Origin of the sequence: Fonticella tunisiensis (assembly GCF_004364155.1) — a bacterium.
In the GTDB taxonomy this organism is placed as follows: Bacteria; Bacillota; Clostridia; order Clostridiales; family Caloramatoraceae; genus Fonticella; species Fonticella tunisiensis.
The window spans coordinates 1-21,230 of the sequence record NZ_SOAZ01000010.1; the positions used below are offsets into that span (position 1 = coordinate 1).

A 21,230-nucleotide genomic window follows, 5' to 3' on the forward strand; every position below is an offset into this window, starting at 1 on the left:
TTGGCTTTAAATGTAGTTTCAAAGGTAAATCTATATTTCGAACAGATAGAAATCCTCTATCTATGTAATTATATAAGGTCTTAGTAGAAACAATACACGCATTCTTCCAAGCAGGATCTTTTTTACAGGCACCAACGACAGCATCTACAGACCATTTTTCTTGTAGAATTTTTGTTTCAGCATATTTTATAAAAGCTTCCGCTTGGGCTATTTTGAGTTTAGCTCCGCAATTTGAGCGATGTTTTTCATACACAGCCTGACCTGTTTCAGGGAAATAACTTGTAAATGTAGATAAATCACTTTTAAGCTGTAATGTAGTACCACGTTTAATTTCGCGGGAGATAGTACTTGGACTACGTCCTAATTTCCTGGCAATATAGCGAATACTTTTGCCTTCTTTTAGTAATGCATAAATTTCTCCACGTTCATAGCTATTTAGGTGTTTAAAAGAACGTTCAGTTGTGTTAGAATTAATTCTATCAACCATAGTGAAAACCTCCTGTATGTTTGGATTAGACACCTATATCATACATGATTTTCACTATGGTTGCTATTTTTTTATTCTATCTGTTGCATTTAATTTTACAATGAACAAAATTATTTGCAAAATACGTGTTTTCCTATCCTCTTTATTATAGGCCTTGACCATATCCACTTATTAGTTGTTTTAGCAGGATTATAATAGTATAACGCTCCCCCGGATGGGTCCCACCCGTTTAGAGCGTCCTGAGCAGCTTTTTGGGACGTTGGAAGGATTCTAGCATGTATTTGGCCATCAACAATTGCTGTAAAAGCTCCAGGCTGATAAATTACTCCTGGAATCGTGTTTGGAAACCTGGGATCCCTCACTCTGTTCATTATAACCCCACCTACTGCAACCTGACCGATATAAGGCTCCCCTCTGGCCTCACCATTTATCAATCTTGCTAGAAGGTTTAGGTTCTGACTCCCAGCAGCTGTAGTTCTGCTAGATGCAGTTCTGCCTGGATTGATTCCAAGGGCTGCCAGGGTTCTGTTGCCTGCTATTCCATCTGCTCTAAGGCCATTCTTTCTTTGAAATGATTTAACCGCAAGATAGGTCCTATATCCGTATATGCCGTCAACTGAACCTTTATAGTATCCCCATCTTTTCAGCCTCGACTGAATTTCCCTTACAACCTGGCCCCTTGAACCGTATCTGTAGGCAATTGCTGATTGAATTTGTGAATAGTAATTAACAGACAAAGCTGCAAAATAAATCATGCACATTGTCCAAGCAATTATAAATATCTTCTTCATATTTCCTTCCTCCTTCATATAGTATTTTTTCAAATTATGTTTTTTTCATTCATATTTTACAGAATTAAAAGCACGCATATTAAAGGAATGGAAATATGAAATAACAATTAATTATAAGTTTACTTTTCAAGGTCCAGGAGAAACTGTTTAAACTCCATTTTTACTCCCGAAATCTCACCTGCAAAACCACCACTCCATCCTTTCCCCACTACCCTGTGGCAGGGAACTATAACAGGTACAGGATTATGTTTCAATGCCTGCCCTACAGCCCTTGGGGAAGAACACCCGATTACCTTTGCCAGAGCCCCATAGGTTATGGTTGTTCCTCTTTTCGTATTCAATAATGCATCAAAAACCTTCCTTTGGAATTTTGTTACATTTATATTAAGGGAAGGCGTTTGAGGATTCCCCCCTGCAAAATATTCATCGAAATAAGCCTTTACACTGTCATTCTCCATATAAATAGCATCCGGGATTTCTAAATCCTCAAATGGAAGGATTACCCTAACGATTCCATAATCATCATATATTATTTTTATATCTCCCAGAGGAGATTTATATACTAAATAAAATCTCTGCATTCTTTTGTTCCTCCATCTTCATTGCATTATCATATTTTAAGACTATCTTTAATTTCACAAAAAAGATCAATTTTAATAAAACAATATATTTTGCAAAATTTAATATTTTATATTATTCTATATTAGCAGGGAGTGTGATTAAATGGAGCATGAAATATTAAAAATAGCAGGATATCTTGCCTCGTCTAATCCTATCATGGTATATGTTTTCTTTTTTTTAAACTCAACTTTACAAATACTTTTTCCTCCATATCCCGGTGATTCAATAATCGTACTTGGAGGATATTTAAGCAGCACGGGCATTTTAAATACACCTTTGTTTGTTTTATCAACACTTACCGCCACTTATCTCAGCAGCACGTTTTTATATCTTATAAGTTATAAATTTAGTTATAGGATCTTAGCAAATAAATTGATTTCAAAATTTTTTAAAGTAAAAAGAATATATTCATTGGAGTCCTGGTTTAGGAAATATGGTTCCTTCGCCATAATACTTAATAAATTTCTTCCCGGAATAGGTTCCTTAACTTTAATTGCAGCCGGAATATTCAAGCTAAGGCCTTTTTCTGCCTTTATCTCCATTGGCATCGCTTCTATATTACATAATATTTTTCTTATTATAGCAGGCAGAATAACAGGGGATAATATCGTCTTAATAAAGCATTTTCTTGGTGAATATAACAAAATATTTATTGTATCAATGATAATAGTAATTCTTATTTATCTATATGTAAAATTTATTTTTAAAAAACAAAATAGAAATAGATAAATGATATGTATAGTTACTAAAATTAAGAACACCACATTAAAAAATGGTATAAAATATTTCTTAATGTGGTGTTCTTAATCCTTACGGTACAAATATCCTCAATCTTTGGGGAGAAACTGTAATATTAAGTGGGAATGAAGGACCTGTTTCTCCGTCGATATCCGTTTCAATATCATCACTACACTCTATTGTGAATTCCTTTCCCTTAAGATAGATGATGTTGTTACTTCCTAAATGTTCTCCCTTCAACATTCTGATAAAAAGGTTAAAAAGTTCAACGATATTGCAGGCTTTTATGGCTATAAGATTTAGCATGCCATCATTTGCCGTTGAGTCTGGAGCTAGCTTAAATCCTCCTGCAGTTGATCCATTAAGTATTAAGAATAAGTATATCATTTCTTCAATAATTTTTCCTTCATGCCTTATTTTAATTGGGATAGCCCTAAAATTAGGAATTTGTTCTATGCCTTTTATATAATATGCCAGTTTTCCGAGTGTATTTTTCATATTGATATCTATTTTCTGGGAAACATCTGTAAGAAGCCCTGCGGAAGCTACATTAACAAAGTATCTATCGTTAATTATGCCAAGGTCAATCCTGGAAATTTTCCCACCAGTTATTATATCACAGGCTTTGCCAATGTTTTTAGGTATACCAATATGGCCTCCAAAATCGTTGGCCGTTCCAGAGGGTAGTATTCCAACGGGTAAATCAACACCATTTTTTAACATAGCATTTATAACATGATTTATAGTTCCATCTCCACCCGAAGCTAATATACAATCATAATCGTTGGATACTTTTAACGTATTATAAATGTCCTCAACAGACATGGTTCTGTGAATTGTTAATTCATATCCTCCAGCCTGCATTCTTTCAAGTACCTGATCAAGCTCATAGCGAAAGGATCTGTCTCCTGAATATGGGTTATAAATAAGTTTTGCACGTTTCATAATATCCCTCCAGGATATTAATTCTACAGCATTAAAAATGTTCCTGCAAGTGCAGGAACAAAATATTATCGTCTCTTTTAATTATAACAAGGTATGTGTGGGTTTTGATATATCACTTAAAGCCTCTCCTGCATTATCTTCAAGCTTTTCTCTAACTGCTAAATCTCCTATGGCAAGGATTCCAACCAGTTTGCCATTATCAACAACCGGAAGTCTCCTTATCTGCTTATCGGCCATCATTTTAGCAGCTTCATGTATATCTGTTTCGGGAGTGGTAACTGAAAGACCTGTGGACATAACATCCCTGGCTTTCACGTTATTTAATCCCTTTCCCATAGCCACATCCCTTATAACTATATCCCTGTCGGTTACTATTCCAACTGCCCTTTTGTTTTCGCAAACCGGAACAGAACCAATATTCTTTTCCTTCATTATCCTGGCTATCTCTGTAACCGGCGTATCGGGGCTAACATATGCAACGTCGCTGCTCATTACATCTTTGACCTTCATTCATATCATCCTCCCTATTTATATTTTATCCATCAGTACCTTTATAATTCATAAACTAATTATAAATTTTTAGAGATATAACTGTCATGGCGATCAAATCAGTACCTTCCTCTTAATAAACTATATACCTGTGAAGTCCATGAAACCACGAAGTCTTAGTAAATCCTTGTAAAAGCATATATTTTTGTTTATAATAACTGTATTGACTTAATATAATTAAAAGGAGAAGTGTTTATGGCTAGAATACCCATTCGAAAGGAAAGTACTCCGTACATAGTCTTTCTCGCTGCAATAGTTTTGATTTTATACTTTCTATTACCAGTACTAGCAATTATACCTTTTATTCTATTATTGTTTGTTTTATTTTTCTTCAGGGATCCGGATAGGATAATTAATTACAGTAAGGATACCTTTTTATCGCCAGCAGACGGTACTATAATGGATGTTTCAGATATTGTAGAAGAAGCTTTTATAGGTGGAAAGGCAAAAAAAGTTACTATCTTTTTGTCACTATTTAATGTTCATGTCAATAGAAGCCCCATAGATGGCAAAGTAACTTATGCTGCCTATAGACCCGGTAAATATCTTCCTGCTTTTAAAAGCCATGCTTCGGAGCTTAATGAACGTAATTCAATAGGAATAGAAAACGATGTAACTAAAGCCCTTGTTCACCAAATTACAGGATTCGTTGCGCGCCGGATAGTTTGCTGGTCTAAAAAGGGTGACGTATTAAAGCAGGGTGAACGTTTTGGTCTTATAAAGTTTGGCTCCTGCACAGAGCTTATTGTTCCTGATAACGTAGAGATAAAGGTGAAAAAAGGAGATGTTGTTAGGGGTGGCATAACAGTAATAGGGGTGGTTAAATGAGACGAAGCATGATACCTAATTTTTTAACTTTTTTAAATTTATCCTTCGGAATGTTGTCAATATTGCTTACATTGACTGACAAGCCAAATATGGCAGCACTTATGATCGTCTGTGCAGCTTTAGTTGACAGATATGATGGAAGAATAGCGAGGCTGTTTAATGCTGAAAGCCCTTTAGGTAAAGAGCTGGACTCGCTTGCAGACCTTGTTTCTTTCGGAGCTGCTCCTGCTGTTCTTACCTGGAATACTTTTTTAAAGAATTTTGGAATTATTGGTTATATAATAGCAATCATATTTCCAATATCAGGTGCTTTCAGGCTTGCAAGGTATAATGTAACGAAGTTTGAAAATGTGTTCACAGGTGTTCCAATCACCATGGCAGGGTCATTAATGGCATTTGATAACTTAATTGCTTACTATTATAAAGAACATTCAATTGTCTCTATAGCCTTTATGCTTATTTTAAGCTGTCTTATGGTTAGTAAACTAAAAGTCAAAAAAATATAAATAAACCCATAAAATTATGGGTTTATTTTTTATTCTCCGAGTATCTGTTTTCTCAACCTTATTCCAGTAGGTGTTGCCGCCAGCCCTCCCAAGGCAGTTTCCCTGAGGGATTCCGGCAAAGCCTTACCAACTCTATACATGGCCTCTACTACCTCATCAAAGGGTATAATACTTTTAACTCCAGCCAAGGCTAAATCAGCCGATGTCAAGGCATTTATGCTTCCTGATGAGTTTCTCTTAGCACAGGGCGCTTCAACGAGCCCTGCAATAGGGTCGCATACAAGCCCGAGTATATTCTTAATAGCTATGGAAGCAGCATGAAGTGCCATTTCTGGAGTGCCTCCAGCCATTTCCACTACAGCAGCTGCAGCCATTGCTGCAGCTGAACCACACTCAGCCTGACAACCTCCCTCTGCACCTGAGACGGTAGCATTTTTTGCAATTATCTGCCCAATACCTGAGGCAGTAAAAAGTCCATCTACTATACCTTCTTCATCTATTTCCAACACCTCTGCTGCAGTTATAATTACAGCTGGGACTATTCCATTAGAACCCGCTGTTGGTGCAGCAACAATCCTTCCCATTGCTGCATTTACCTCAGAACAGGATAGCGCCCTGGCCATTGCCCTTAAGACGGCATCTCCGCATAAAGTCCTACCCTTTTTCCTGTATTCTTCAACTTTCTTAGCATCTCCGCCTGTAATTCCACTAACGGATTTTGTTTCTCTTTCAAGCCCATAATTTGCCGCTTCAGTCATGACCTTCAGTATTTCCTTCATTCTATTTCTAATCACCTCAACAGGCTGTTCTGACAGTTCACATTCATTTTCAATCACTATGTCGCAAATTCGTAAACCTCTTTCATTTGCCAATCTTAATAATTCCTGTCCACTGTTGTACATTCAAACACCTCTTTACACTGGATTAATAAATCTTGCAGACAGCACCTGTTCAAGTTTTGAAAGCTTCTCTACAACTTCTGAAGATATGACATTGTCACATTCAATAACCGTCAGCGCCTCTTTCCCTTTACCTTTTCGATTTACTTTCATTGTAGCAATATTTATTTCATTTTTAGCAAGCTCAGAAGTTATTTTGCTTACCATTCCCTTTGTGTCTACATGTTTTACAATAAGTGTAGGAAGTGTACCGGTAAACTCAACATTATCCTCATTGATTTTAGTGATGATTATATTCCCTCCACCTATGGAAGATCCAGTAACCTCAACTTCAGTTCCATCCTTCTTTTTAAATACTATTTTCACTGTATTTGGATGTTCATCTCCCAGATCAGTTTCCACAAAATTTATCTTTATGTTTCTTTGACTTGCCATTTCAATAGAATTCCTTAGCCTGCTATCATCGGCGTTCAATCCCAGTATACCTGCAACAAGGGCTCTGTCGGTTCCATGCCCTCTATAGGTTTTTGCAAAGGAACCATGAAGATAAAAAGTAACAGAAGTAAAATCTTTTCCTGCGATACTCATAGCCACTTTGCCAAGTCTGGCTGCACCGGCAGTGTGCGAACTTGATGGTCCAATCATAACAGGCCCTAATATATCAAACACACTATAATTTTTCACGCTGCTCTTTCCTTCCCATAGAAAAACATATTAGATTTATTGCATTTCGACATTTTTAACATTATTTTATCACCGCATTAAATTTTTAACAATACTAATAATTTAATATATTGTGATACTCTGAAAAGCCCATTGAATAAAGCAAAAAATGTCTACCGACTGGCGCTGCGATAAAAAATATTTTCATTCAAAGGCTTTGCATCAAATATCAGGCTTTTTAAATCCCTTTCCATGGACTTCTGCAGCATCTAGTATTGACATGAATGCTGACGGATCGATATCTTCCACTATCTTTTTCATCCTTGTAAGCTGATTAAGAGTAACTATACAATAAAGTATTTTCTTTCTCTCACCTGTGTAAGCCCCCTCTCCATACAGGAAAGTTACTCCTCTTCCAAGATTTTTTAATATGTATTCGCTCACTTCCTTCTCCTTTGATGTCACTATAAGTAAAAGCCTTTTTCTATCGAAACCTTCAATTACCCTTCCCATGACCACAGAAGAAATATACATGGAAATTAACGTATATAGCACAACCTCAATTCCACTTATAAAAGCACCAGAAAGAACAACCAGTGCGTTTAATGTAAATGAAATCGTTGCGATGCTGATTCCCGATTTCTTTTTCAACACAACTGCAATTATATCCGTTCCTCCAAGGGAAGCCCTATTCTTAAAAACGAGCCCCACACCAAGTCCCCCTATAACCCCGGCATATATACTTGAAAGAAGAGGGTCATGTGATGCATTACCAAATAAGTTCATATTCGATGTTAATATTAGAAAAAGCGACAGTGAAAACATGCCTATAAGGCTTAATATCATGAATTCCTTGTCTGCTTCTTTCATTCCAAGTATAAAAATTGGAATGTTAAGAATAAACATAATAAATCCTGATGAAATAGAAGTTATATAGTGAATAATGATTGCAAGGCCTGCCACTCCTCCACTTAAAAATTTATTTGGTATAATAAACATATTAATAGCCACAGCGTTTATAAAGCTTCCTAAAAAAATAAAAAATATTCTTTTGATCATACCCTTTCCATTTTCCATTTTAAGCCACCTCTGTTCTTTAGCTTACCCATTTTGCTAAAAAAATAACAGCCTATCCAGGCTGCAAGGATTTTATTAATGTTTCCTTAACTATTATGCGTAACATTCAAATTTTCTATGTTTTTAAAATGGTTGTTCTGTATACTGCCGCGCCATAAAAAACTTTTCTAAATGCGCCAAATCTATGATTCAAAACAACTGCCGCCAATAAACTCCCGTATAATTGACGTATTAGGTATTATATCCTCCTTTGTATCCTTAAAATAGCTTAAGAAGATTATAAGCCTTTTTGCCTCTAAATATGCGCGGCTTTCCTTCTTTATTTGCTTTAAAAGTGGTTCGGCGTGCTTTTTTAAGACGCTCATTTCATATACAAGTGTAGAATTGAACATTATGTCAGCCTCCTCCTGGTAAGGGAATATATTGAGTTCTTCCCCTGCCCTTACCTGAGGCCATGTAAGTATGGTAGCTTCAGCAGACCTTCCCCTGTACATATTATCCCTGACAATGCGTCTTAAAATTCTAACATCTGTAGTAGGTATTCTATTATGGTCATCTATGTTAAGCTGTGTAAGGGCGCTTACGTATATCTTATATTTATTTTCACGCTGGACGGAGCCTGTAAGCATTTCATTCAATCCGTGTATTCCCTCTATTACAAGTATTGAATCGTCATCCATTCTGTATTTTTTTCCTGTCCATTCTCTTTTTCCTGTAATGAAATTAAACCTTGGCAGTTCAATCTCTTCTCCTTTAAGCAAGTTGATAAGATGCTTGTTAAAAAGCTCTATGTCAAGGGCATAAATAGATTCAAAATCATATTCTCCCTTATCATTTTTGGGCGTAAACTTCCTGTCCACGAAGTAATTATCCAGGGATATTGGATGTGGTTTAAGCCCTAGAACCCTTAACTGTATAGAGAGCCTTCTAGAAAATGTTGTTTTACCTGATGATGATGGTCCTGCTATCAATACAATCTTTATTTTATTCTTGTTTTCGTATATTTTATCTGCAATATTAGCTATTTTCTTTTCATGAAATCCTTCAGCAACCAGTATTATATCCTTAATCTCACCAGTATCAACCTTATCATTTAAAGCTCCCACATCAGCCACATCCATAATCCTTGCCCAATTTTCAGTTTCTTTAAACACCCTTGCAAGTTTTGGCAAATCTTTGAATCCCGGTATTTCATAGGGGCTCTCATCATCAGGGTACATCAGTATGAAACCTGGTTTATAGTATTTAAGGTCAAACATCTTTAAATAACCTGTAGACGGTACCATGGGACCATAAAAATAATCATAAAGGTATCCACATTTATATAAGTTTATATAATCCATATCGATGTGCTTAAAAAGCCTGAGCTTATCCTTCATGCCATAACTTTCAAAAATTTTAATAGCTTCTTGTTTATTCATTTTAAGCTTTTCAATTGGTTCATCCTTATTCGCCAGTTCAACCATTCTTTTTTTGATTAAACCAATATCCTTTTCTGTTATACTCCTATTATAATGTATCTCTCCATAAAGCCCCTTTCCAAGGGAGTGTTCTATTGTTATTCTCGCACCTTGATAAATGTCTTTTACAGCTCTTATAAGTAAAAAAGTAAGACTCCTGACATATGTTCTAACTCCAAGTTGGCTTTTAATGTTGACAGGAATTATATGAACATCATCGTAAATTCTCTTAGACAATTCTTCGAATTCCCCATCCACAATTGCAAGAAGAGGTTCACCAGGTTCTTTGCCCCCTCCTAATATTTCAAGAATTGTACTTCCTTTTTTACATTGTTTTTCTATTCCCTCCGGAAGAGTAACCTTTATCTTCTCTGCCATCGCCATCCCCCCCATCTTCGAAGCAGAATAAAGAGCGTATTTCATTATATGCAAATAAGACATGTTCAGTTACGTATATTATTTTTTCAATGTGTTGATGATTTTTATTCATTTAATCAAACAATAAATCCACATAAAAATAGAGAAAGGCATTACCTTTCTCTATTTCTGCTCAAGCTGCTTTTTACATCTTTCGAGCCTTCGAAGCGTCGATTCTTTTCCAATTATTTCAAATGTGTCGAATAGTGGTGGCGAAACCTTTGAACCGGTTTCCGCAATTCTTAAAAGCATAAAAAGTATTTTAGGCTTGGTACCTAACTTTTCACAGAGAAGCCTCATTCTCTCTTCCAAGTAATCCTTATCCCAGTTTTCTATTGTATTCAGCTCCTCAATGGAAGCACTGATAAGCTCTGCCATTTGAGCCAAATCTACTTTCTTGACACTTTCCTTAAGTAAATCTATATCATACTCCTGAGGTTCAACATAGAATGGCTTAAATGCATCCTTTGCTTCGTCAAGCCTCTTTAACCTTTCCTGCTCAACAGCCGCAACTTTTTTCAGTATTTCAAGATGTTCCTCAGTTCCCTTAAAATAATCTGTCTGCTCAAGAAATGGCTTTATACGTTCTGCAAGGTCATCAACGGATATTCTTCTTATATAGTTTCCGTTAAACCATTCAAGCTTCTTGAAATCGAATACTACATTTGAGTTGTTAATCCTATCCAGGGAAAACTTTTCAATCATATCATCTATGGTCATAAACTCATCTCCGTCACCTGGATTCCATCCCAGAAGAGCGATGAAGTTGGTGACAGCTTCGCGGAGATATCCCATATCCCTGTATTCTCCAATGAATAATGCACCATCCCTTTTGGAAATCTTGGTTCTGTCTTCATTAAGCAATAGAGGAAAATGGACAAACTCCGGGACTTCAGCTCCAAATGCTTCAAAAATCAGCACCTGGTTATAGGTATTTGGTATATGTTCCTGACTTCTCATTACATGGCTTATTTTCATCTGCCAATCATCAATGGCACTTGCAAAGTTGTAAGTTGGAAGTCCATCTGATTTTCTTATAACAAAATCTCCTATAAGCCTTCCATCCCATGCAAGCTCACCTCTAACTGCATCATGGAATTTTATTATCTTATCTGGAACCTTAAACCTGACCGTCGCCTTCATTCCGGCTTCAAGTTTCTCTTTAATCTCTTCAGGGCTTAAATTTCTGCATTTACCTGAATACTTTGGTGCTTCCTTCCTGGCAAGCTGTTCTTTTCTTTCTCTTTCCAGCTCGTCCTCGGTACAGAAGCAGTAGTATGCCTTACCTTCCTGAATTAGCTGGTCAATGTATTTATTGTATATTTCAAGCCTCTCTGATTGTCTGTATGGTCCATAGGGTCCCCCAACATCAGGACCTTCATCCCAATCAATGCCTATCCACTTTAACCCCTCAAAAATTCCCCTTTCAGATTCCTCTGTGTTTCTTCTCATGTCAGTATCATCTATTCTTACAATCATTTTGCCTCCATGCTTTCTGGCAAATATGTAATTATAAAGTGCATTTCTGGCAGTTCCTACATGAAAATTCCCTGTAGGGCTTGGTGCGATTCTTACTCTAACTTCCTTCACATAACCATCCCTTTCTATCGTAGAATTCTTATATCGTGCTCTATAATATTTATTAAATAATGCATACCTGCTTCTTTTGCATCCACCAAAGCTTCCTTTAAGATAGCCTTTGAGATTTTTTTATCCTCAGAGCAGAATATGGCATTATTATATTCAATCATCGCCCAATCATAATTTCTTTTTCTCATATAATATTTTGCCATTTCATATCTTAGCTCATAATCGTAAGGATCACGCCCTCTATACAGCTCCCGTTCAAAATAGTCATCTGAATTTTCCAGGTATCTATCAAGCAAAAGAGCTACTTCTCTATGTACGCCCTCAGGTATCTCAAGGTAGTCCTCCTGCCAGTAGCTGTACCCTGTGCACACCAGAGAAGTTTTCAGTGCCTTTTTAAGATATTCCCTGCCGCCTCTTCCTATGTTTAAAAGAGTTTTCCCTGCCAGATAATAGGGAGCAGTATAAAAATAACAAATATCCTTGGCTGAATCTAAAATATCAAAACCCCTTATATCTTTTTTCTTTAATAATTCTTTCCCCATAAAGCAGAGGCTTTGAAGCGCTTTTTCATCATATTCGATCATAAGCCTGTGATAATCAAATTCACTTTTCATGTTTTTCACTTTTTCAAAATCAAAACCAAATTCTTCACTCAGCACTCTGCACCTTTCAATACTCTCTGCTGAGGCTTCTGCGTATTCTATATCTGAAATATCTTCATTTGGTATTACTGTTGATAGATAATCATCCAGCAAACATTTATACATAAAGCTTTTAAAATTGGATGCAAGTATAACAAAGTTTCTTGTTTCATGAAGCCATATACCAACAAAATAATCGTTTATATTACTGCCATATCTATAGAAACAATAATAGTCGCCATTTCCAACATCACCAAAGGGGATAAGGTGAAAATCCATATACCCCGGAACCCTTAACAGATTGCTGATGATATTTTCAGGATATTCAAAACGACAGCTTCCAAATTGAGTATCTCCGCCATATTTATACATAAAATTTTTAAATTCAACTGGAAAAAAATAGCCATACTTCATTTCAAACTTCTCAAACCTGGGTACATACATGTCGCTTTTCCTTTCTTTATTGTTTACTATTGAAATTATACCCTTAAAAACTCATTACTACAAGAGTATTACGTCATGGAGTGTTTATAAATCTTCTCTGCGTGAAATAATAGCTTTGAGGTGATATAATGGTTGTGTTCATAAGGACGATTATCCTGTACGCCTTTGTAGTTATAGTTATGCGAGTTATGGGTAAACGCCAGATCGGCGAACTTCAGCCCTTTGAACTTGTTATAGCAATCATGCTGTCAGAACTGGCAGCCGTGCCCATGCAGGATACAGGAATTCCTCTCCTCCATGGTATAATACCAATACTCACCCTTATGCTTCTTGAAATTGTTATTTCTTTTCTAACACTCAAATTTCATTTTTTAAGGAAAATTTTTTGTGGAACTCCAAGTATGGTAATTCGACACGGCAGGCTAATAGAAGATGAGTTGAGAAGGCAGAGATTTAACCTTAACGATTTAATGGAAGAATTAAGATTCAATGGCTATCTTAATATATCAGATATTGAATTTGCTATACTAGAAAATGGAGGTAAGCTATCTATAATCCCTAAATCAAATAAAGCACCTTTAACCCGTGAAGATATGAACATTGTAAAACCGGAGGAGGAGCTTCCAATCACACTAATCATGGATGGAAAGGTAAATAAGCATAACCTCAATGTTATAAAAAAGGACCTGGAATGGCTAAACTCCATTTTAAGGGATAACAATATTTCAAACGTTGATGAAGTATTTCTTGCCATGATTGACTCCAATGGAAAAATTTTTATTCAGAGGAGGAGTTGAGGTTGAAGGGAGCAAAAATACTTATACTTTCTTCAATGGTGTTTACTATAATTCTTGTAACGGGTTTATTAATAAGATATTACCTCGAAAAGACCACCTCAAGGCTGCTTACTGATATAAAAAAGGCCGAGGATTTTATAAAAAATGACAACTGGATTGAGGCTCAAAACGCCATCGTACGATTGAATAAAGATTGGGATAATCTTAAAAGTAAGTGGGCCATATTCATAAACCATCATGAAATTGATGACATTACAGTATATTTTAAAACTTCTGAGGAATTTATCATGTGTAGAGATAAGGCTGAAGCACTTGCTTCTTTAGCTTCCCTTTCCCATTATATAAGCCATATACCTATTATGGAGAAATTATCTCTTGAAAATATTTTATAATAAATTGTTTTCAATAGAAATAAAATATACTATAATTGATTTGCCGATTACTTCATGTCCCTATGGGACACAAAAAGTCCCTTAATTTAATTTTGATTTATAATTGTTAAAATGTTACAATTATATTAGCATCATCGTTTTAACTCTTAATTATATTTATATATAAATTTTAGGAGGTTTTAATATGCCATTAGTAACATCCAAAGAATTGTTTAAGAAGGCATATGAAGGTGGATATGCCATTGGCGGATTTAATGTAAACAATATGGAAATCATTCAGGGGATCGTTGATGCTGCAAAGGAAGAAAAGTCTCCGGTAATTCTTCAGGTTTCAGCAGGAGCTAGAAAATACGCTAATCCAATCTATCTTAAAAAGCTTGTTGAGGCGGCAGTTGAGGACACAGGACTTCCAATCGTTCTCCATCTTGATCACGGTGAAAACTTCGACCTGGTGAAGGCATGTATTGAAAATGGCTTTACTTCAGTAATGATAGATGCATCAAAATATCCTTTCGAAGAAAACATTAGAATAACAAAGGAAGTTGTTGACTACGCACACTCAAGGGGAGTTGTTGTAGAGGCTGAACTTGGAAGGCTTGCAGGTGTTGAAGATGCAGTTAAGGTTTCATCAGCTGAGGCTACATACACTGATCCTGATCAGGCGGTTGAATTCGTTGAAAGAACAGGTATCGATTCGCTGGCCGTTGCAATAGGAACAAGCCACGGGGCGTATAAGTTTAAGGGTGAACCAAAGCTTGATTTCGAAAGGCTTGAAACCATAACCAAAAAGCTTGCAGGATTCCCTCTTGTACTTCATGGCGCTTCAACAGTTATGCCTGAATTCGTTGCAAAGTGCAATGAATATGGTGGAAAGCTCCCTGGAGCTCAGGGAGTACCCGAAGACATGCTCAGAAAAGCTGCTAGCCTTGGAGTATGCAAAATAAACATTGATACTGATTTAAGGCTTGCTATGACTGCTTCAATTAGGGAATTCTTTGTAAAGCATCCCGAAGAATTCGATCCTAGAAAGTATTTAGGACCAGCAAGAGAAGCTATTAAGCAAATGGTTAAGCACAAGATTAAAGACGTACTTGGATCAAGCAACAGAATATAATGAAAAACTCTATACTGCTTCATGCAGTATAGAGTTTTTCTATACTTACTTTGTTCTTTCCTGAATTCTTTGATATGTAAAGCATTTTGTCAGCAATTTTTATAGCTTCCTGCAAATCCACTAATGCATTATCCCTTCGTATTTGAAATATGCAAACGCCTGCACTTATTGTAAATTGAAAACCACAGCACATATTCTCTTCACTTTGTTTTCTTATGTTTTCCATCATATCTGCAACTTCCTCATACTCCGGATTATTAATTAGAACAAGAAACTCTTCCCCTCCGAACCTAATTACAGCACCTCTATCTTTGACATTGTTCCTGCATATATTCGAAAGGTTTTTCAAAACTATATCACCTGTTAAATGCCCAAAGGTGTCATTTATTTTTTTGAAATTGTCTATATCAATCATTGCACAGCCTATATAAAAATTATCATCAGGGCTTTCATCTAAAAGCTTAGCCATATAGTCCTTAATGTATGATCTGTTATATGCTCCTGTAAGTACATCGGTTATAGCAAGTTTTTTTATTGTATTATAGGCCTTTTGAAGTTCCTCATTTTTATTTGTTAACTCCAATTGAAGCCTTCTAGTTCTCAGCTGCACTTTTATCCTTGCCAAAAGTTCATCCACATTATAGGGTTTTTTTAAGTAGTCGTCAGCTCCTGAATTCAATGCTTTTATGACGCTTTTTTCATCATCCATTGATGTTAGTATGATAACCGGTATAAGGGAATTATTTTTCTTTATTATTTCACAGAATTCATAACCACTTATACCTGGAAGCACGACATCCAAGAGAACAATGTCATACTGTTCGTACATATTAGTTTTCATGGCATCTTCTGCAGATTCTACACAGGTTACGCTATAACCATTTTTTGTAAGTATATCCTTCGTAATAAAAGCCTGGAATTTGCTGTCCTCAACAACTAAAATTCTTTCCATTCCTATACTATTCCCCCATGTTACCCTCTAATTAATCCATTTAATTGAATATAATCCAGTTTATATTTTAGTGCTTCCATTAATTACAATTATACAACATTTCCTATTGCTTTTCTATGTAATTTCTAATGTGTTTTATAACTATATTGATTGTTCCATCGCCATTCCTCTTTATTTCAAACCTGTCTGAATCTTCATAAACACTGGAGTTAATATATATTTCTATATCTTTGTCTATTTTAAGCCTTTTCCTCTTCAGCTTCTTATCAGCCCATTCCCTGTCAATTGGAACTTCCCTATCTTCAAAACCCACGTCCCTTAATGTATTAAGATAGTCTTCTTTTAACTCAGGATGATCATCAAAGGCGTAGTGTGCCATGGTTTCTATATTAATTACATCGTCGGATTTTAATGTTCTAGAGACGACGTTTCTTACCTTTTCGGCCTTGTCTGCGTCCTCTTTAAGATTTTCTCTTATCCATTTTTCAGAGGTTTTAAGAAGGGTTCTTGTCCTCTCCCTTCTATCACTCAATACAATACAATTTAAAAGATCATTGAGCAGATATGCTGCTATTCCACTCTCATTGTCTTTGCTAGACTGCCTGTCAAGTACAAGCAGGTTGTAATTCTCCTGCAAAAAATTTATAAAGGCGCACTTTTGTAGTTTCTGACCACCGCCAGGCAGCCCTATCATTTGAGGAAGTACAGATATGATCATTTTATCATCCTTATAATCTATGCTGTGAATATAGGTCTTATTGTAATCAAGTTTAAGAATTCCAAGGGTTATACCATATTCACAGTTAAAAAGGCAGATAACCAGATCTCCTGAAGGAATATTTGAATTACTCTTCATAGATCTAAAAAAATACTTCGCTATCTCTCTAGAGTTTTCTAAGAAGGTATCCTGCCTGTTAATGGTATCCTCTGCAATTTCCTTTATTACGTTTCTTCCTTCGTTAAAAACAGCACATTTTGCCTCATCGTCAGATGATGTTTTCATAATGTGTCTTATTAGGAACTCACTTATATCATCGTTAATCTCCAGCTCTGCCTCGCTTAGTACGGGCTCATCCATATTATTGTCCAGAATATGAATAACAGCCTTTTTTATATCTATATTCTTAATATTCCGCATTTTGACCTCCTTTCAATATGGGATACACTTTTTATCGCAGCGTTGGTGTATAAATCACATTGTAATATATATTTTGTATTATAAAGAAAGGAACTTTATATGACAAGCTTCAAACTCAACCTCTTATTTTTAAAGTTTAAAAAATGTGTTAAAAGCAGGAAAAGCATCCAATACTGCTTTTAACACATTTGCCTATTGTTTTTTATTGTGTTGGCTGTTGTGGTTCCGTTGGAACGGTATTTACCTCAGGGCTGGTTTCGCCATTTTGTCTGTCTGTTTGTCCTTCACCATTTGTATTTTCTCCATTTGGTGTTTGGCCAGTTTCATTACCCGTTCCTCCGTTAGTTTTTCCTCCTGTTTCAGTTGTTCCAGTTGAAGCTTTTTTATCTGTAGATGAATTGTTACCCGTATTTTGTTCTTGCTTTGGCTGTGTTACATCATGTTTTTCAGTTTCCTTCGGCTGCTGCTGTACTTCAGGTTTTTCCGTTTCCTTAGGCTTAGGCTTTGGTATCTCAATCTTCATTATACTTCGTTTTTTGCCTCTATTATCCAGAGCAATATCCTTGGAATGAAAGTTGTTAACCATATAGGATGGCATATTCGATGCAACCGTGCCACCGCTTGAATAAATAAATTTATTTAGCATGGCGACATTTTTCGCTAGATCCGGTACAAGGATATCCATCGGAACTCCATTATTTTCTATTACCATATTCTGAAACATCCCATCACCGGGTATTCTTAAATTTTGTATTGCTCCATCGCTAAATTTGTACACTGTATATCCAAGGCTCATCAGTTTTGTTGTAGGCACATTCGTTTTTATATGCGGAAGCAGAGTTGAAAACAGATCAGGAAGTTTCAAAAGGCTTGTTTTTTTTGCTTTATCTATTAGAAGGGAAATAACCCTTCTCTGTCTCTCAGTTCTTTCGTAGTCTCCATTTCCTACCTTCCTTATCCTGCTGTAGGAAAGTGCCTGTTGACCATTTAAATGCTGCATTCCAGCCGATTTGATAAGTGTCGCATTTTTTCCATTAACTTCAATAATGTATTTATTTATTTCATTTACTTCGTAATCTTTAATCTCCAGGTCAATACCGCCAAGCTTATCAACAACGTCCTGAAAGGCTTTGAAATCTATAGAGGCAAAATATTGTATATTGAGCCCAAAATCCTGATTTAATGTCTTTATAAGAAGTTCTGGACCTCCTAACGTATAGGCAGCATTAATTCTGTTGTTTCCATGTCCAGGAATAGGCACATACATATCCCTCATAAATGATGTTAATTTAACCTTTCTGTTATTTGCGTCGATGGTTGCAAGTATTATAGAGTCGGTTCTTCCAGTTTTCTCACCTTCCCTCGAGTCAACTCCTATAAGAAGGATATTGGTTAAGCCCTTTTCCTCCTCAATCTTTGCCTGTTCCTGTTCTTCAGGATTATCAAAAATTTCTTCTAATTGTGTTTTAACGTGAATTTTATTATTAACATAGAAAAAGGTGCCTGAAGCTACCCCTACAATTATCATTACGGGGATTATTATAATAAGCAGTTTTTTTCTCATAGTTTTCAAATCTACCACCTCAATCCAAACAAAAGGTAAATGTTAAAAATTTACTCAAAAGAATTTCAATTTATTATCTCATAAATATAGACGTTTCTCAATATGCAAAAGTTACTATGATACAAATTTAATTTAACTCGTTTTGCTAGATAAATTTACAGATTGACGCTGCGATAAAAAAATATTTCATTCATCAGTACACTTAGCAAAGAAGTTCTAAGGCTTTTGATTTAAAAAATCAAGAACTTTCGTTAAACTCGCCTTACTTAAGTCACGAAAGTTCTAGGATTTTTCTGCATCCCTTCGCCTAGAACTTCTAGCTCTTAGCTTTATTTGAATTTCATATATTCTTTATCGGACCTCGGCCCCTGAACTGGCACAACACGTTAATTTAAAAGCCGTATACACCTTCTGTCTATATGAGTATACGGCTTTTTATATAATTAATATAACTATTTCACTTTCATACGGATATGCTGTACTTTAGATCAAACAGAACATAATAATCGTTTTCCTTCATTTTTAAAAGCTGTTCACAAAATTTATTCATATTACTGCCCGCTGCAAATCCTCCTGTATATGGATTGTCTATATTATTTTCCTTATTATTTTATCCTCCAGGAATATTATTACTTTTGTAAACAAATAATCATAAATAAGAAAAAATACCTGCATAGATATAATTATTATTATAATAGCCTTTGAGTTTAATATGCTTTGATTTAAATAAATTGCATTTTTAAATAAAAGATATAAAATAGTTAGCGTTAGGTTAAACCATATATATTTATAAATGAATTCATTAAGGGTTCCAAACCTTTCACACACAAGTTTAATTAGTGGATATATTCCTAAAAAAACATACCCAGCAGCGTAAAATTTATTAGGAATTAATATAAAACTCAGTATAAAACTTGATAAATACACTATAATTCCCTGTTTAATTCCACCTGTTAAATAGGGAATTACCGATATATAGGTTGCTGCCGTCATAAAAAACAGCTTATTGTTCATTACCAGCGTTCCACCATAAAGACTGAGGACTACAAAGGCAGTGGTAATTCCTCCAATCGCTATATTAAACCCGGTTCTGGAGTTCATGTTATACCTCCTAACAGCAGGATATTAAATCCCCTCCAAGACATTCACAGCATTGATCTCCACAGCAAAGGCAGGCACAGGTAGTACATAGGTCATTATCTGTGCTTCCTCTTCTTTTATATGAATAATTCGTATAACTCCTATTGCTGTTCACTACTCTATTAAGCACATCCCTGTATTCATAGTTTGAAGGATCCATTTCAACCGCCCTTCGCAAATCGTCATATGCCTGACTGTACCAACCCTTCCTTAAGGAAATAAGACCTCTCAAAAAGTACCATTCTGCATTTCTTAAATCTATACTATTGAGTTCATATTCTGCAGCCCTTAAATCATTTCTGCTGATATGTTCCCTTACCCTTCGGAATGCATCATTACTTCCTCTACGTGTCCCATTATCTGAATACCCCCAGCTGCTCCTATATCCATAGTTATGGGAAGTTGGAGCCTCTCGCATCAAATACTGATAAGCCTCATTTATTTCCCTCATTTTCTCCTCAGCCAAATCCCTTAAGGGATTATCGTTGTACTTATCGGGGTGATATTTCTTCACAAGTTCCCTGTATGCTTGCTTTATTTCCTCCTCCGATGCGCCTTCTCTTATACCTAAAACCTCGTAAGGATTTTTCATCTTTACATCCTCCTTCAAATGCAGCCATAGTTCTTCGTTCCATGCCAAGATAAACTATATTTTCAATAATACCACCATTCTTCTTCATTTTCAGAAGCTCAAAGGACTTTGACATTTCATCAAGGCATTTTATGAGTGTAAACTGAATGTTTTCTTTTATCCTGCTCTTAAAATCCCATGGATTTTCTCCCTTATAATTAAAAGCGTAAATACATGGATTATATCTTTTCTTCTGGATATCTTCTATAAGATCATCAAATGCATCAAGTATGTATACCCATTTCCCAATGTTATAGCCCATCACCTTTAAAATTCTACTTTTATCCCCTATAGAGAAAATTTCTGAAGTGATGCAGGCAAAATAATGAGATACTTCATCAATGCTGCTGCATCTTTTCTTTTCAAGAATACTTAATTCCCTCAAATAAAAATCTACCTCTTGTACCTTTTTAGCAGCCAAATCCGATAGATTTTTTGTGTTAACAAACCTTGACAACACCAGTGAAACGTAATTTTTATCATCATTATAGTCGTCCATCAACTTTCTGTTACTTAATATAATGTTCATATCAGCGGCATATTCGATGTATGGATTTGATTTCATTGTAAGAACCTTTTTCATTTTAAAGGGACAAAAACTTTTTACTCCTATTTCCTTATCAAGATATGTAGAAGACAGAAGCACAGCCAGAAAAGCCATGTCATATGTAAGTGTGAACTTTGATACATATGATTTTCTTCCTATCTCACTACAAAGTCCGCAGTAATAGGCCCTAAATACATCATATTCTTTTATTTTCAACTCTCCCTTTAATGGTGTAACATAACCAAACATATAAGCGGTTCCCCCTATAACGATATTTTACATTAAAAAATCCATAGTTA

At 35.6% G+C, this 21,230-nt stretch carries 24 protein-coding genes; 6 read left to right on the forward strand and 18 right to left on the reverse strand.

Features of this window, described 5'->3' with window-relative positions; genetic code table 11:
- The 4 genes from EDD71_RS07155 to EDD71_RS15720 form a co-directional block, all read right to left on the reverse strand.
- Positions 1-487 (reverse strand): helix-turn-helix domain-containing protein (locus EDD71_RS07155; protein ID WP_133628064.1); only part of this gene is annotated, 487 nt, incomplete at its 3' end.
- Positions 488-597: 110 nt separating this feature from the next.
- Positions 598-1,296: a spore cortex-lytic enzyme gene (sleB, locus tag EDD71_RS07160; RefSeq protein WP_423244810.1), complete on the reverse strand. Its 699-nt coding sequence runs from the start codon at positions 1,294-1,296 to the stop codon at positions 598-600.
- Positions 1,297-1,397: 101 nt separating this feature from the next.
- Positions 1,398-1,859 carry a methylated-DNA--[protein]-cysteine S-methyltransferase gene (locus tag EDD71_RS07165; protein WP_133628066.1) on the reverse strand — a complete coding sequence of 154 codons (462 nt, stop codon included), beginning with the start codon at positions 1,857-1,859 and terminating at the stop codon, positions 1,398-1,400.
- A 138-nt stretch (positions 1,860-1,997) separates the two neighbouring features.
- Positions 1,998-2,204, reverse strand: a complete 207-nt coding sequence (locus tag EDD71_RS15720) for a hypothetical protein (RefSeq protein ID WP_243116419.1) — start codon at positions 2,202-2,204, stop codon at positions 1,998-2,000.
- Between EDD71_RS15720 and EDD71_RS16110 the strand changes: the two genes are divergently transcribed.
- Positions 2,161-2,628, forward strand: coding sequence for a DedA family protein (locus EDD71_RS16110; RefSeq protein ID WP_423244812.1), 468 nt, complete (start codon positions 2,161-2,163; stop codon positions 2,626-2,628). The two genes, EDD71_RS15720 and EDD71_RS16110, sit on opposite strands and share 44 nt — an antisense overlap.
- An 81-nt stretch (positions 2,629-2,709) precedes the next feature.
- Here EDD71_RS16110 and EDD71_RS07175 read toward each other — a convergent pair whose 3' ends face one another.
- Both EDD71_RS07175 and EDD71_RS07180 read right to left on the reverse strand, forming a co-directional pair.
- Positions 2,710-3,582 (reverse strand): YegS/Rv2252/BmrU family lipid kinase, encoded by an 873-nt coding sequence (locus EDD71_RS07175; protein WP_133628068.1) that lies wholly within the window; start codon positions 3,580-3,582, stop codon positions 2,710-2,712.
- 81 nt (positions 3,583-3,663) lie between these two features.
- The gene (locus tag EDD71_RS07180) at positions 3,664-4,092 is read right to left on the reverse strand and encodes a CBS domain-containing protein (RefSeq protein ID WP_166636383.1); all 429 of its coding nucleotides are present in this window, start codon (positions 4,090-4,092) and stop codon (positions 3,664-3,666) included.
- Positions 4,093-4,326: 234 nt separating this feature from the next.
- Here EDD71_RS07180 and EDD71_RS07185 point away from each other — a divergent pair, with 234 nt between their 5' ends.
- Positions 4,327-4,959: a phosphatidylserine decarboxylase family protein gene (locus EDD71_RS07185; protein WP_133628069.1), complete on the forward strand. Its 633-nt coding sequence runs from the start codon at positions 4,327-4,329 to the stop codon at positions 4,957-4,959.
- Positions 4,956-5,465, forward strand: a complete 510-nt coding sequence (gene pssA / locus EDD71_RS07190; RefSeq protein WP_133628070.1) for a CDP-diacylglycerol--serine O-phosphatidyltransferase — start codon at positions 4,956-4,958, stop codon at positions 5,463-5,465. The genes EDD71_RS07185 and pssA overlap by 4 nt, the downstream gene beginning before the upstream one ends.
- Before the next feature lie 29 nt (positions 5,466-5,494).
- Here pssA and sdaAA read toward each other — a convergent pair whose 3' ends face one another.
- The 6 genes from sdaAA to EDD71_RS07220 form a co-directional block, all read right to left on the reverse strand.
- Positions 5,495-6,367 (reverse strand): L-serine ammonia-lyase, iron-sulfur-dependent, subunit alpha, encoded by an 873-nt coding sequence (gene sdaAA / locus EDD71_RS07195; protein WP_133628071.1) that lies wholly within the window; start codon positions 6,365-6,367, stop codon positions 5,495-5,497.
- A gap of 12 nt (positions 6,368-6,379) precedes the next feature.
- On the reverse strand, positions 6,380-7,048 hold the full coding sequence (sdaAB, locus tag EDD71_RS07200) for an L-serine ammonia-lyase, iron-sulfur-dependent subunit beta (protein WP_133628072.1): 669 nt from the start codon (positions 7,046-7,048) through the stop codon (positions 6,380-6,382).
- A 201-nt stretch (positions 7,049-7,249) separates the two neighbouring features.
- Positions 7,250-8,104: a YitT family protein gene (locus EDD71_RS07205; RefSeq protein WP_133628073.1), complete on the reverse strand. Its 855-nt coding sequence runs from the start codon at positions 8,102-8,104 to the stop codon at positions 7,250-7,252.
- 182 nt (positions 8,105-8,286) lie between these two features.
- Entirely contained in the window at positions 8,287-9,942 is a 1,656-nt protein-coding gene (locus tag EDD71_RS07210) for a nucleoside kinase (RefSeq protein ID WP_133628074.1), read from the reverse strand.
- A gap of 162 nt (positions 9,943-10,104) precedes the next feature.
- Positions 10,105-11,571, reverse strand: a complete 1,467-nt coding sequence (gene gltX / locus EDD71_RS07215; RefSeq protein ID WP_166636384.1) for a glutamate--tRNA ligase — start codon at positions 11,569-11,571, stop codon at positions 10,105-10,107.
- 14 nt (positions 11,572-11,585) lie between these two features.
- The gene (locus EDD71_RS07220; RefSeq protein WP_133628076.1) at positions 11,586-12,656 is read right to left on the reverse strand and encodes an SMI1/KNR4 family protein; all 1,071 of its coding nucleotides are present in this window, start codon (positions 12,654-12,656) and stop codon (positions 11,586-11,588) included.
- Positions 12,657-12,781: 125 nt separating this feature from the next.
- Between EDD71_RS07220 and EDD71_RS07225 the strand changes: the two genes are divergently transcribed.
- From EDD71_RS07225 to fba, 3 genes are all read left to right on the forward strand, one after another.
- On the forward strand, positions 12,782-13,453 hold the full coding sequence (locus tag EDD71_RS07225; protein ID WP_133628077.1) for a YetF domain-containing protein: 672 nt from the start codon (positions 12,782-12,784) through the stop codon (positions 13,451-13,453).
- 2 nt (positions 13,454-13,455) lie between these two features.
- Positions 13,456-13,845, forward strand: coding sequence for a DUF4363 family protein (locus EDD71_RS07230; protein WP_133628078.1), 390 nt, complete (start codon positions 13,456-13,458; stop codon positions 13,843-13,845).
- 184 nt (positions 13,846-14,029) lie between these two features.
- The gene (gene fba, locus EDD71_RS07235; RefSeq protein ID WP_133628079.1) at positions 14,030-14,959 is read left to right on the forward strand and encodes a class II fructose-1,6-bisphosphate aldolase; all 930 of its coding nucleotides are present in this window, start codon (positions 14,030-14,032) and stop codon (positions 14,957-14,959) included.
- A 19-nt stretch (positions 14,960-14,978) separates the two neighbouring features.
- Here fba and EDD71_RS07240 read toward each other — a convergent pair whose 3' ends face one another.
- From EDD71_RS07240 to EDD71_RS07265, 6 genes are all read right to left on the reverse strand, one after another.
- Positions 14,979-15,911: a diguanylate cyclase gene (locus EDD71_RS07240; protein WP_133628080.1), complete on the reverse strand. Its 933-nt coding sequence runs from the start codon at positions 15,909-15,911 to the stop codon at positions 14,979-14,981.
- A 103-nt stretch (positions 15,912-16,014) separates the two neighbouring features.
- Entirely contained in the window at positions 16,015-17,049 is a 1,035-nt protein-coding gene (locus EDD71_RS07245) for a nucleoid-associated protein (protein ID WP_133628081.1), read from the reverse strand.
- Positions 17,050-17,251: 202 nt separating this feature from the next.
- Positions 17,252-18,613, reverse strand: coding sequence for an LCP family protein (locus EDD71_RS07250; protein ID WP_166636385.1), 1,362 nt, complete (start codon positions 18,611-18,613; stop codon positions 17,252-17,254).
- 588 nt (positions 18,614-19,201) lie between these two features.
- On the reverse strand, positions 19,202-19,714 hold the full coding sequence (locus EDD71_RS07255; protein ID WP_133628083.1) for a hypothetical protein: 513 nt from the start codon (positions 19,712-19,714) through the stop codon (positions 19,202-19,204).
- Positions 19,715-19,724: 10 nt separating this feature from the next.
- Complete coding sequence (locus tag EDD71_RS07260; protein ID WP_133628084.1) at positions 19,725-20,345, reverse strand: J domain-containing protein; 621 nt, start codon at positions 20,343-20,345, stop codon at positions 19,725-19,727.
- Positions 20,245-21,180: a DUF5685 family protein gene (locus EDD71_RS07265; RefSeq protein WP_133628085.1), complete on the reverse strand. Its 936-nt coding sequence runs from the start codon at positions 21,178-21,180 to the stop codon at positions 20,245-20,247. Before EDD71_RS07265 ends, EDD71_RS07260 begins: the two co-directional genes overlap by 101 nt.
- Positions 21,181-21,230: the final 50 nt, after the last annotated feature.